Raw genomic sequence first — 12921 nt, forward strand, 5'->3', positions numbered from 1 at the left:
GAAAGTCCCAGGTGAATAAGGTTTTTTGACAGGCTGGCATGGCTTGGTCAGATGACAGGCGATCCAATGTCTTCCGTAGACATGGGATCTCCTGTTAGGTTGTGGCCGTGTCACTGACCGACAAGGCCATCGCCCGTATCCGCCGGATGATCAGGGACGGTGAGCTTCCCCCGGGGTCCAAGCTGCCCCCGGAGCAGGAGCTCGCCGCCGAGCTCGGGCTGTCGCGGAACATGATGCGCGAGGCCGTCAAGACGCTCGTGGTCGCCCGGGTCCTGGAGATCCGGCGAGGCGACGGCACCTACGTGACCAGCCTGGAGCCCGGCCTGCTGCTGGAGGGCCTGGGCGGCGCCGTCGAACTGCTGCAGGGGGACACCGTCCTGGAGCTGACGGAGGTGCGCAGGCTCCTCGAACCGGCCGCCACCGGTGTGGCCGCGGCGCGCATCACCGACGACGCCCTCGCGGAGGTGGAGCACCACCTGTCCGCCATGCGCGCGGCGCGGGACGACGTCGAGCGCTTGAACCACCACGACGCCGCCTTCCACCGCGCCGTGATCCGCGCCACCGGCAACGAGACCCTGGCCACCCTGCTGGAGCACATCTCCGGTCGCACGCTGCACGCACGGATCTGGCGCGGGCACGTCGACGCCGACGCGGCCGACCGGACCATCGCCGAGCACGAGGCCATCCACCAGGCTCTCCGAGCCCACGACTCTGCCCTGGCCCAGGCTGCGGCGCTGCTCCACGTCGACACCACCGAGCGCTGGCTGCGTGAGCACCTGGCCGAGGGAGCAGCCCTCCCCGCCGACGCCTCCGAGCCCGCCTTGGACCCACCCCGTTCTGCCTGAACTCCTAGCGACCCACCACACGCCGACCGAGGAGCGTCGCGGGTGAGAATCGACGCGCACCACCACATCTGGCAGTTGACCCGCCGTCCGCAGTCCTGGCTCGACGTACCGGAGTTGGCGCCCATCCGGCGCGACTTCGGCCTCGCCGACCTGGCGCCGCAGGCCCGGGCGGCGGAGATCGAGGGCACCGTGCTGGTGCAGGTCCTGCCGGACCTGGACGAGACCCGCGAGTTCCTCGTTCTCGCCGCCACCTCACCGCTGGTTGCGGGCGTCGTCGGCTGGGCGGACCTCACCGCGCCGCAGCTCGCCGACACCCTGGCCGAACTGCGCCGAGGCCCCGGCGGCGAACTGCTCGTCGGCGTGCGCCACCTGGTCCAGGGCGAGCCCGACCCGGCCTGGCTCTCCCGGCCCGACGTCCGGCGCGGACTGCGCACCGTCGGTGACGCCGGACTCGGCTACGACCTGCTCACCCTGCCCCGCCAACTGCCCGCCGCCATCGACACCGTCCGCGCCCTGCCCGGGCAGACGTTCGTCCTCGACCACCTCTCCAAGCCGCCGATCGCCCGTGGCACGCTCCAGCCCTGGGCCGCCCTGCTGCGCGAACTGGCCCGCGAACCCAACGTGTTCTGCAAACTCTCCGGGCTGGTCACGGAGGCCGACCCCGCCGCCTGGAGCGTCGCCGACCTGCGCCCTTACACCGAGACCGCCCTCGACGCCTTCGGACCCGAACGGGTCATGTTCGGCTCGGACTGGCCGGTCTGCCTGGTGGCCGCATCGTACGAGCAAGTCGTCAGCACCGCCGACGAGTTGACGTCATCTCTTGACCCGTACGAACGGGCGCAGGTCTTCGGCGGCACGGCGGCCCGGGCCTACGGGCTGCCGCGCGAACCGAAGCCGCCGGGCGCCGAGGAGGAGCCGGCATGAAGGTCCGCCTGGCCTACGGCGAGACCGGACTCGACATCGACGTCGACCCGGCCGTCACGACCGTGGTCGAGCCCCTGCACCACCCCGGCGCCGCCGACGAGTCCGCCGTGCTGCGGGAGGCGCTGCGCCGTCCGGTCGCCGGGCCGCCGCTGCGGGAGCGGGTCAGGCCGGGGCAGACGGTGGCCATCTCCGCCTGCGACGGGACCCGACCGCAGCCGCGCCACCTGATGATCCCGGCCGTCCTCGCCGAGCTCGACGGGATCGTCCGCCCCGAGGACGTGGTCGTCCTCGTCGCCACCGGCACCCACCGGGGTAACGACCCGGACGAGCTGCGGCGCATGTTCGGCGACGAGGTGGTCGACCGGATCCGGATCGTCAACCACGACGCCCGCGACGCGACCCGGCTCGCGTGGATGGGGATCTGGGGCGACGGCGTCCCGGTTCGGCTCAACCGCGCCTGGGTCGAGGCCGACGTCCGCATCACCACCGGTTTCGTCGAACCGCACTTCTTCGCCGGCTTCTCCGGCGGACCCAAGCTGGTGGCACCGGGCCTCGCCGGACTGGAGACGGTGCTGGTCCTGCACGACGCCGAGCGCATCGCGGACCCCCGGGCCACCTGGGGCGTCACCCACGGCAATCCCGTCCACGACGACGTACGGGCCATCGCCGAGGGCACCGGTGTGGACTTCGCCCTGGACGTCGTCCTCAACCGGGAGCAGCGCATCGTGGCGGCCTTCGGCGGCGACCTGCTGCCGATGCACGCCGCGGCCACCGCCGCCGCCCGCCGCATCGCGATGTGCCCGGTCGACCAGCGCTTCGACGTGGTCGTCACCACCAACGCCGGACATCCGCTCGACCAGAACCTCTACCAGTCGGTCAAGGGCATGTCCGCAGCGCACACCGTGGTCCGGCCCGGCGGGCTGATCGTCTGCGCGGCCGAGTGCCGCGACGGCTTCCCCGACCACGGCTCCTACCGCGAGGTGTTGGCCTCGGCGCCCTCCCCGCAGGCGCTGCTCGCCGACATCCGCGCCAGGTCGCAGACCGTGCCCGACCAGTGGCAGGTGCAGGTCCAGGCCCGCATCCAGGCCTCGTGCCGCGTGGTGATGCACACCTCCCACCTCAGCGACGCCGAGCTGGCCACCGCGCACCTGGAGCAGACCGCCGACATCTCGGCGACCGTGGCCGAGGCGCTGGCCGCGGCGGGCCCGGACGCCCGGGTCTGTGTCCTGCCGGAGGGGCCCATGACGATCCCCTACCTGCGGAACGGCGCCGACACGGCGAGATGACGCGCGCCAGGATCCTGCCGCGCCCGCCGTTCGGCCGCTCACTCTTCTCGTAACAACTGCACCAGGAGCACAGCCACATGCACCCCACCCGCGTCCACGATCTCGACTTCGCCCAACTGGACGTCGGCCGCGAGCAGCGCCAGGGACTGCCCGAGGTCGTCTACGGCCCCGGCAAGACGCCCGCCCAGATCCGCGCCATCACCGCACAGTTGCTGCAGCACAACGCCGGACCGGTGCTGGTCTCCCGGGTGGACGCCGAGACGGCGGCCGACGTCCTCGACGACGTCCCCGGAGGGTCCTACGACGTCACGGCCGGACTGCTCGTCTGGCGTCCGGCCGCGCCGAACGGCTTCGCGCTGACCGTTGTCTCCGCCGGAACCTCAGACGGGCCGGTCGCCCAGGAAGCCGCCGCCGTGGCGCGGGCCGTGGGCCTGTCGGTCACGACCGTGAACGACGTCGGAGTCGCGGGCCTGCAGCGCGTACTCCGGGTCCAGGAACAGCTGCGCGACAGCGACGCGGTGGTCGTCGTCGCCGGAATGGAGGGCGCGCTCGCGAGCGTCGTCGGCGGCCTCGTCGGCTGCCCGGTGATCGCCGTGCCGGTCTCGACCGGCTACGGGGCGTCGCTCGCCGGCGTAACCGCCCTGCTGGCCATGCACGCCTCCTGCGCCGCCGGGATCACCGTCGTCAACATCGACTCCGGCTTCGGCGCGGCCATGGCAGCCCACCGTCTCGCCTGGGCGAGGAGCCGGCGCACATGATCTGCTGGATCAACCCCTTCACCGGCCTGGCCGGAGACATGCTCCTGGGCGCCCTGCTGGACGCGGGAGCGCCGCTGGACCTGGTCAGGGCCGCGATCGGCGCGACCGGCCTCACCGGCTGGGAACTCGACGCCGAGCGGGTCACCACCCACGGCCTCGTCGCGACGAGCGCGCGGGTGCGGGTGACCGACACCGCCACCGAGCGGCGCGCCGCCGAACTGCTGGAGTTGGCCGCTCGCGCGCGGCCGGAGCCGGTGGCCGCGTGGAGCATCGCGGCGCTCACCGCGATCGCCCGCGCCGAAGGCCGCCTGCACGGCACCGATCCGGCCGAGGTCCACCTGCACGAACTCGGCGGCCACGACGCCCTGGTGGACATCGTCGGCGTCGCCGCCGCGCTCCACGCCCTCGGCGTGACCGACGTGGTCTGCGCGCCGCTGCCGCTCGGGACCGGACACGTCTCGGCGGCCCACGGCCGGCTGCCCTGCCCGGCGCCCGCCACCCTGGAGCTGCTGCGCGGCGCAGCCGTGGTCGGCACCGACCTCGGCGGGGAGACCGTCACGCCGACCGGCGCCGCCCTGCTGCGCGCGGCCGGAGCCCGCTACGGCCCACTGCCGCCGATGACGCCGACCGCCACCGGATACGGCGCGGGGACGCGCGAACTGGCCGACCGCCCCAACGTCGTGTCCGTCACGCTCGGCCATCCGATGTCTCCGCCCGGCCCGCCCGGCCCACCCGGCCCGATCGGTCCGGCCGTCGCGACGGAGGACGTCGTGACCCTGGAGAGCAACCTCGACGACGTCACCGGCGAGACCCTGGCCCACACGATCGCCCGCGCCCTCGCCGAAGGCGCGCTGGACGCCTGGACGACGCCGGCCGTGATGAAGAAGGGCCGTCCCGCGCAGGTGCTGCACGTCCTGGCCCGGCCGGAGGACGTCGGTCGGCTCCGCGAGCTGATCCTGGCCGAGACCGGCACGCTCGGCGTCCGGCAGACCGCCCAGACGCGCGTCGCGGCACCCCGTCGGACGAGCGGCGTCGAGGTCGACGGGCTGCCGGTCCGGGTGAAGTACGGACCCTTCGGCGTCAAGGCGGAGCACGACGACGCCGCGGCCGTGGCCGGGCGACTCGGCCTGCCGTTGCGCCTCGTCGCCGACAGGGCCCGGAGCCTGGCCGAGCAGGAACACCCCAACGCGTCGACGACGGAAGGCGGAACCCGATGAACAGCCCGACCGAGGGCGAGCACGCGGTCGAGGCGAAGGCCGCCGCGCTGCTGTCGACCGTGCGCGAGATCGGGCCGTTCGCCGTCGCCTACTCGGGCGGCACCGACTCCGCCCTCGTGCTGGCCGCAGGCGTCCGCGCGCTGGGAGCCGGCCGGGTGCTCGCCGTGACGGCGGTCTCCGAGAGCCTGGCCGCCGGCGAGCTCGCCGCCGCTCACGCCCTCGCCGACGCCCTGGGCGTGGCGCACCTGACGCCCCGCACCGACGAACTGAGCCGCCCCGGATACCGCGCCAACGGCCCGGACCGCTGCTACTTCTGCAAGTCCGAGGTGCTCGACGTGATCACGGCGCTGGCCCACGCGCACGGCTTCGCGCAGGTCGCGACCGGCACCAACGCCGACGACGCGGCCGACCCCTTCCGGCCGGGCATCCGCGCCGGACAGGAGCGCGGCATCCGCACCCCGCTGCGGGACTGCGGGCTCACCAAGACGGACGTACGCGCCGTCAGCCGCCTGTGGTCCCTGCCCACCTGGGACAAACCGGCCACTCCGTGCCTGGCCAGCCGGATCCGCTACGGCATCCCCGTCACCGGCCACCGTCTGGCCCGCGTCGACCGCGCCGAGGCGGCCGTGCGCGCCTCACTCGACAGCGCCGGGCTCAGATCCGGACAACTGCGTGTGCGCGACCTCGGCGACACGGTCCGCATCGAACTCGACATCGAGATCGTGCAGGCGGCCGCCCGGCTGCCCTCCCTCGTCGACGCCGTCGCGCGGGCGGGCTTCGGCGCGGCGCCCGTCGTGGTTGACGGATTCGCCTCGGGCCGGCTCAACCACGAGCAGCGCTGAAACAGGAAGGGTCACCCGCCAGATGTCCACCGTTTCACCCCATGCGTACGTCGAGGACCCGTCGCCCGGCGCGGGCCGCCTTCGTCCGCGCGCGTAGGACCTCCACCTCCGCCTGGACGCCGACCACCACTGCATCGGCAGCGCCGCGTGCGGTCCGCTGCTGCCGGCTCCGCACACCCTGGCGGCCGTCCCGACGACCTTCACGATCGGAATGACACCGTGCTGACGGACTCCCACCACTCCTGCATCGACCGGCTCTGGTACCGCGGCCCCGCCGACGCTTTCCTGGAGGCGCTGCCGCTCGGCAACGGCCGACTGGGCGCGCTGGTGTACGGCGGCGTGCACACCGAGCGGATCGAACTCAACGCGGACACCCTCTGGTCCGGCGGACCCGGCCCCCGGGACCGGGCCGGAGCCGCCGACCACCTGCCCGCGCTGCGGGAGGCGGTGCTACGCGACCGCGACTACGCCCGTGCCGACGCGATCGCCGCCGCCCACCACCAGGGCCCCGACACCGAGGCGTACCAGCCGCTGGCGGCCCTGCTGCTGACCTTCCCGTCCGTGGGCGCGCTCGGAGCGGCGGACGCGGAGGACATGACCGACGTGACGGACTACCGGCGGGTTCTCGATCTCGACCTGGCCGTGCACACCGTCTCGTTCACCGCGGGCGGGGTGCGCTACCGGCGCGAGAGCTTCGTCTCCGCCCCGGCGGGCGTGCTGGCGGTGCGGCTGACAGCGGACACGCCCGGCGCGCTGTCCTTCCGCGCGGGCTTCAGCACGCCCCACCTCGGCGCGGAGGTGACCGTCGGGCCCGACGGCGCGGGCCTGTCGATCCAGGGCCGCGCCCCGGCACGCGTTCCCCGCGGGCAGGAGGCCTCGACCGCGTACCGAGCCGGCACCGGCTCGGGCTTCGCCGCCGCGCTGCGGGTCCACGCCGTGAACGGCCGCATCACCGCCGACGCGGGCGGCATCGAGGTCACCGGCGCCGACGAGGCGGTCATCCTCACGGCCGTCGGCACCGGGTACCGGGGCTGGCAGGAGAAACCCGGGGGCCCCGAGGCGGCGCTCACGGAGGCGCGCCGGTGGCTGGACGAGGCGCAGGCGCAGGAGTTCGACACGCTGCGCGCCGCCCATCTGGCCGACCACCGGCGGCTCTTCGGTGCGGCCGGGCTGCGCCTGCACGGGCCGGCCGAGGCGGACGAGCTGCCGACGGACGAGCGGATCGTCGCCGCGAACGGCGGCGCCGACGATCCGGGCCTCGCGGCTCTGCTCTTCGCCTACGGCCGCTACCTGCTCATCGCCTCCTCGCGGCCCGGCACCCAGCCCGCGAACCTCCAGGGCATCTGGAACAACGAGGTCGCTCCGCCCTGGAACTGCGACTGGACCTCCAACATCAACCTCCAGATGAACTACTGGCCCGCCGAGACCACCGGCCTCGCCGAGTGCCACGAGCCGCTCTTCGACCTCGTCGCCGATCTCGCCGAGTCCGGGCGGAACACCGCACGGGCCTACTACGACGCGCCCGGCTGGTGCTGCCACCACAACGTCGACGTCTGGCGCGCCACCAACCCCGTCCTGGGCGACCCGGTCTGGGCCAACTGGCCGATGGCCGGGCCGTGGCTGGCGGCCCACCTGTGGGACCACCACCTCTTCCACGGCGACCGTGCCTTCCTCGCCGAGCGCGCCTACCCGGTCCTGCGCGAGGCCGCCCGGTTCCTCACCCACCTGCTGGTCGAGGACCCGGACGGCACCCTGGTCAGCTGCCCCTCCACCTCGCCCGAACACCACTTCCGGCTCGACGGCGACACCCTGGCCGCCGTCTCCGCCGGCTGCACCATGGACTACTGGCTCGCCGCCGAACTGCTCGACAACACCGTCGCCGCCGCGCGCGAACTCGGCATCGACCAGGAGTTCGCCGAAGAACTGGCCGGCGTCCGCGCGCGGCTCCGGCGACCGGCCGTCGGGGCGGACGGGCGGTTGCTGGAGTGGTGGGAGGACCTCCCCGAGGAGGACCCCGGCCATCGGCACCTCTCCCACCTCTACGGCGTCTACCCGGGCAGCGCCGTCGACCCGCTCGGCGACGACACCCTGCTGGCCCCCGCGCGCCACGCGCTGGGCCGCCGCCTCCAGCACGGCGGAGGCGGCACGGGGTGGAGTCTGGCCTGGGTGGCCGCACTCGCCGCCCGGCTGGGCGACGGTCCGCTAGCCGGACACGCGGTCGCACGCCTGCTGGAGACCTCCATCGCGCCCAACCTCTTCGACCTGCATCCGCCGCAGCTGTTCCAGATCGACGGCAACTTCGGCATCACCGCGGCAATCGCCGAGATGCTGGCGCAGAGCCACAACGGCATCCTGCGGCTGCTGCCCGCCCTCCCGCCGTCCTGGCCGGACGGCGAGGCACGCGGGCTGCGCGCACGAGGCGGCGTGGTCCTCGACCTGAGTTGGCGTCACGGTGCCTTGCATCGAGCGGAACTGCGCGCCGTACGGGACACGAGCGTCGAACTGAGCCTGCCCGAGCGTGCGGGCCGCCCGAGCGTCACCGATGAGGGCGGCGCCGAGGTCACGCTCACCCCCGTCCCGGGGGCGGGTCTGCTCCGGCTGCACCTCGCGGCGGACCGTGCGTACCGGCTCACGTTCACGGGCGCGGGTGCCGGACGCTGATCGGGTCGTGCCCGCCGGCCCTGTGCGTGGGGACGCACAGGGCCGGCGGTGTTTCAGGAGGCGTTGCCGGTGACGGAGTTGCCCCACGCCGTCACGTGGTACGTGACGGCCGCGCCGCTCCAGAAGCGGACGGTGAGAGTGACCTGCGCGCCCTCCTTGATCCCCTTGAAGAAGTCGGGGGTGAGGGCGAGGGTGTTGTGCGCGTAGTCGGGGACGAAGTCGGTGTCGAAGCCCTGGAACGGCGTCCAGCTGTTCGCGCCGGCGTTGCTGCCGTCGGCGTAGTGGGCCTCGATGGTCGCCAGCACGTCACCGTGGAACTGCGCCGGGACGGTGAGGCCGCTGGTGCTGCCCGAGGCGCCGGACAGGACCGGGGTCGCGGAGGAGATGACGTTGATCTGCCACGGCGCCCCCGCCGAGAACCGGGCCGTCAGCGTGGCGGCGACGCCGTAGCCGTGGTGCGCCGTCAGCCGGGCGAGCAGGGCCGGGGTGAGGGTGAGGCGGTTGCCGGAGAGTGTGTAGTCCCGGCCCTTGACCAGTGCGGTGTGGCCCTGGAACAGGCCTCGGAAGGCGGTGCCGTTCGGGTTGAGGATCAGGGTGCGGGCGGTGACGTGACCCGACGCCGGGACGAAGACCTGATCGCTGGAGGCGGTGCCGGAACGGGTGGTCCAGCCGTCCTTGATCTCCGCGAACAGGCCCGGGTCCCGCCACCGCAGGGTGGTGCGGTTCAGGTAGGCGCCGTTGTCCCACAGGAAGCCGGTGATGCCGTTGACCCGCTCCAGGTGGCCGATCTCCTCGAAGTACTTCAGCGCCTCGCCCCGTTCGACGATGTCCGGGTGGTTGATGTCGGGGTAGCTGAGCAGCCCGTACTCGCCGAGGATGGCGGGGATGCCCTTGGCGACGAACGTGTTGTGGATACGCGCGAAGACGGTGGTCATATCCCGCAGGCCGGTCGCGTCGAACCGGACCACGCCGGCGTTGTCCGAGCTGAACGGCCAGTAGCCGTAGTAGTGCAGGCTCGCGATGATCCGGTCGTCGTGCAGCGAGGCGATGGTGGTCGCCAGGTCGTTCATCAGCGACTGGTCCGGCGTGTCGACGACGGTGGGCAGGACCAGGAAGCGCGTCGCGTTCGCGCCGCCCGACGCGCGCACGATCCGGTGGAACGAGGTGTTCAGCTCGTTGAGGAGGGCGGTCTTCTGGGCGTCCGACGCACCGGTGAAGGTGGGCTCGTTGACGCTCTCGAAAACCAGGTGGTCGGACTCGTCGCGGAACTGCGCGGCGATCTGCGTCCAGGTGGCGTCGTAGCGGGCCAGGACGCCGTCGTGGTCGGCGGGCATGGCGGAGATCCACTGCCAGGAGTCGTGGTGCACGTTGAGGACCACGTAGAAACCGTCCGCCAGCGCCCAGTTCACCACCTGCCTGATCCGGGCGAAGTAGGCCGGGTCGATCGCCCAGCCGGGGCCGGAGCCCTGGTGGGCGCTCCAGGTGACGGGGATGCGGATGCTGCGGAAGCCCTGCGCGCGGATCGCGTCCAGCTGCGCCTTGGCGACCACCGGGTTGCCCCACGAGGTCTCGGCCGGGATGGCGTCCAGGCTGTTGCCCAGGTTCCAGCCGGGCTGCATCGCGGCCACTGCCGCCACGACGCCGGACGTCGCGTGGTTCACCGCCGCGGTCGCCGGGACGGGCGCGCCCCCGCTGGTCGCGCCGGACGCTGTGCCGTAGACGAGCCCACCGGCGGCGATCAGCGCCACCGGGGTCCCCACCATCAGCCCGAGCTTATTGCGACGGTGCCGTGCGGCCTGGCGGATTGCCTTCATCTCTCAGTCCTTCGTGACGAACGAACGTGATCCGCTCCCTTGTTGCCGCAGGGGGAGCGGAAGGTTGCTCGTGGGAAGGCAGAGATCGCGAAAGGGCGGTTCCTCGGATGTCAGCGCGGCGCGGGGGCGGAGCTGGAGCGCAGCGAGATGGGCGGGGTCAGCAGGATGTGGCGCGGGATGGTGTCGGGTGCGGCGATCCGCTCGACGAGCAGTTCGACGGCCTGCGCTCCCATCTGTTGGGCCGGCACGTCGGCGGCCGTCAGCGGTGGGCGGAAGTCCTGGGCCCACTGGGCGGCGGCGACACCGACGATGGACACGTCCCGGGGCACCCGCAGGCCGGCGTCCTCCAGCCCGTGCTGAACGCCGGGCAGCGCGGCCTCGTTGAGGGTGGCGATGCCGGTGACCTCCGGGTGCTCGGCACGGATCCGCTCGACGACGGAACGGCCGGAGGCGGCGTCGTCCCCGCACAGGTACGCGTAGCCGGCGATGCCGCGCTCGGCCACAGCGGCGCCGAACCCCTCCGCGGCGCGCAGCCCGGGCCCGTAGCCGGAGGCGACCAGCTCGGGCGAGCGGTTGACCAGCGCGACGGCGCTGTGCCCGAGGTCCGCCAGGTGGTGCACGCAGCGGCCGATGAGCGTGGCGTAGTCGACGTCGATCCAGCACATGCGGTCGGCCCGGGCGGTGTGGCCGATGCCGACGAACGGCAACTCCTCGTCGAGAAGTCGCTCGACGCGGGCGTCCTGGACCCGGATCTCCATGACGATGGCTCCGTCGACGCGGCGCCCGGAGATCATCCGCTCGAAGGAGCGGTCGTGGTCCCCCCCGGAGGGTGACAGCAGCACGTCGAGGTCGACCTTGGCCGCGGCCTCGACCACGGCGGCGACGAAGTCGAGCTGCATGTGCGTCAGCCGGGCGGCGGCAGGGGGGATCACCAGGCCGATGGTGCGCGTGCGGCCCTCGGCCAGGGCGCGGGCGGCGGCGTTGGGCTTGTAGTCCAGTTCGTCGATGACGTCCTGGATCCGCCGCCGGGTCGCCTCGGAGACCGGACGCTTGCCGGTCAGCGCGTACGAGACAGTGCTGCGGGACACGCCGGCGCGGCGTGCGATCTCCCCGATGTTCATCGTGCTCCTGCCGCTCTGGCGTCGTCGATCCCTGGTCGAACCGTCGTCGAACCGTGGTCGAACCGGTTCGTCGAGCATAGCCCGGCCGACAACGGCGGTAAAGAAGCAGTTCTGCCCAACCTCTTGACGGTGGGCCTCGGCGTCCTTACGGTCCAGTCGAACCGGTTCGCCGAACCGGTTCGACAGTCGAAGGGACCGACTCCGCATGACCAGATCCGCGCGCCGCCTGGCCGCCGTCTCGCTCGCCGTCGTCGTGGCCGCGTCGGCCGCGGCCTGCTCCACCCCCGCGGCCTCCACCGCGTCCAGCTCCGGTTCCACCGGCACCTACGCGGTCTGGGACCCGTACCCACAGTTCGACGCCGGCTCCGCCTGGGCCAAGCTGCTGGACACCTGCGGCACCCAGGCCGGAGTGACGGTCAAGCGGACCGCCTACGACACCTCGGACCTGACGAACAAGACGCTGCTGGCCGCTCAGCAGGGCGCCTCACCGGACGTGCTGATCGTCGACAACCCCGTCGTGTCCACCCTGGCCGACGCCGGGGTGCTGACCACCACCGCCGACAACAAGGTCGACACCTCCGCCGTCCAGCCCAACCTGCTCGCCGCGGGCCAGGGGGGCGGCAAGACGTACGGCATCCCGATCGGCGCCAACACGCTCGCCTGTACTACAACAAGGCGGTCCTCAAGGCCGCCGGGGTGGACATCACCCAGGTCAAGGACTGGGCCTCGCTCACGGCCGCGCTGGCGAAGGTGAAGGCCGCGGGCAAGAAGGGCATCACCTTCTCCGCGATCGGCACCGAGGAGGGCAGCTTCCAGTTCCTGCCCTGGTTCTGGGGCTCCGGCGCGCAGCTGACGAAGCTGGACTCCGCCCAGGCCACAGCGGCGCTCTCGCTCTGGAACGGTTGGCTCAAGGACGGCTACGCACCCAACTCGGTGCTGCAGAACACCCAGACCACCAGCTGGCAGGAGTTCGCCACCGGCGACTTCGCCTTCGCCGAGAACGGGACGTGGCAGCTCGCCAACGCCAAGAAGGCGGGCTTCGACTACGGCATCATCCCGATCCCCGGCCAGTCCGGCGGCACCGCGCCGGCGCCGACCGGCGGTGAGTTCGTCACCGTGCCCGCGCAGAAGGACACCGGCCGGTACACCGTCTCGGACAAGATCGTCACCTGCCTGACCAGCGCCGCGAACGCCGTCGCCACCGACACCACGCTGTCCTACATCGGCGCCACCGACGCCGTGCAGGGCCAGCAGGCTTCGACCGACCCCGAGTTGCAGGTGTGGATCCAGGCCGTCAAGGCCGCCAAGGGCCGCACCAGTGACGACCTCGGCACCAAGTACCCCAAGATCTCCGAGCAGCTGTGGGGAGCCGTCCAGAACACCCTCAGCGGCTCGAAGTCCCCACAGGCCGCGCTCGCCGCCGCGCAGAGCGCCGCCGGTCAGTGAGGCACCG

The 12921-nt window shown here is 72.8% G+C and carries 9 protein-coding genes and 1 pseudogene; 8 read left to right on the forward strand and 2 right to left on the reverse strand.

Features of this window, described 5'->3' with window-relative positions; all coding sequences use genetic code 11:
• Window positions 1-107: 107 nt before the first annotated feature.
• From DN069_RS05170 to DN069_RS05200, 7 genes are all read left to right on the forward strand, one after another.
• Complete coding sequence (locus tag DN069_RS05170; protein ID WP_111499664.1) at window positions 108-845, forward strand: FadR/GntR family transcriptional regulator; 738 nt, start codon at window positions 108-110, stop codon at window positions 843-845.
• A gap of 42 nt (window positions 846-887) precedes the next feature.
• Entirely contained in the window at window positions 888-1769 is an 882-nt protein-coding gene (locus DN069_RS05175) for an amidohydrolase family protein (protein ID WP_111499629.1), read from the forward strand.
• Window positions 1766-3055, forward strand: a complete 1290-nt coding sequence (larA, locus tag DN069_RS05180) for a nickel-dependent lactate racemase (protein ID WP_111499630.1) — start codon at window positions 1766-1768, stop codon at window positions 3053-3055. Before DN069_RS05175 ends, larA begins: the two co-directional genes overlap by 4 nt.
• Window positions 3056-3132: 77 nt before the next feature.
• Entirely contained in the window at window positions 3133-3813 is a 681-nt protein-coding gene (gene larB / locus DN069_RS05185; RefSeq protein WP_111499631.1) for a nickel pincer cofactor biosynthesis protein LarB, read from the forward strand.
• Complete coding sequence (gene larC, locus DN069_RS05190) at window positions 3810-5030, forward strand: nickel pincer cofactor biosynthesis protein LarC (RefSeq protein WP_111499632.1); 1221 nt, start codon at window positions 3810-3812, stop codon at window positions 5028-5030. Before larB ends, larC begins: the two co-directional genes overlap by 4 nt.
• Window positions 5027-5872: an ATP-dependent sacrificial sulfur transferase LarE gene (gene larE / locus DN069_RS05195; protein ID WP_111499633.1), complete on the forward strand. Its 846-nt coding sequence runs from the start codon at window positions 5027-5029 to the stop codon at window positions 5870-5872. The genes larC and larE overlap by 4 nt, the downstream gene beginning before the upstream one ends.
• 219 nt (window positions 5873-6091) lie before the next feature.
• Complete coding sequence (locus DN069_RS05200; RefSeq protein ID WP_243638919.1) at window positions 6092-8533, forward strand: glycoside hydrolase family 95 protein; 2442 nt, start codon at window positions 6092-6094, stop codon at window positions 8531-8533.
• A gap of 53 nt (window positions 8534-8586) precedes the next feature.
• On the opposite strand, the gene DN069_RS05205 is transcribed toward DN069_RS05200, so the two are convergent.
• Window positions 8587-10347 carry a cellulase family glycosylhydrolase gene (locus DN069_RS05205; RefSeq protein WP_111499634.1) on the reverse strand — a complete coding sequence of 587 codons (1761 nt, stop codon included), beginning with the start codon at window positions 10345-10347 and terminating at the stop codon, window positions 8587-8589.
• 110 nt (window positions 10348-10457) lie between these two features.
• The gene (locus DN069_RS05210) at window positions 10458-11468 is read right to left on the reverse strand and encodes a LacI family DNA-binding transcriptional regulator (RefSeq protein WP_111499635.1); all 1011 of its coding nucleotides are present in this window, start codon (window positions 11466-11468) and stop codon (window positions 10458-10460) included.
• 205 nt (window positions 11469-11673) lie between these two features.
• Between DN069_RS05210 and DN069_RS05215 the strand changes: the two are divergent.
• Window positions 11674-12914: pseudogene (locus DN069_RS05215) on the forward strand (sugar ABC transporter substrate-binding protein).
• The last annotated feature ends 7 nt before the right edge of the window (window positions 12915-12921 follow it).

The organism is Streptacidiphilus pinicola, from assembly GCF_003258295.1.
GTDB classification, from domain to species: Bacteria; Actinomycetota; Actinomycetes; order Streptomycetales; family Streptomycetaceae; genus Streptacidiphilus; species Streptacidiphilus pinicola.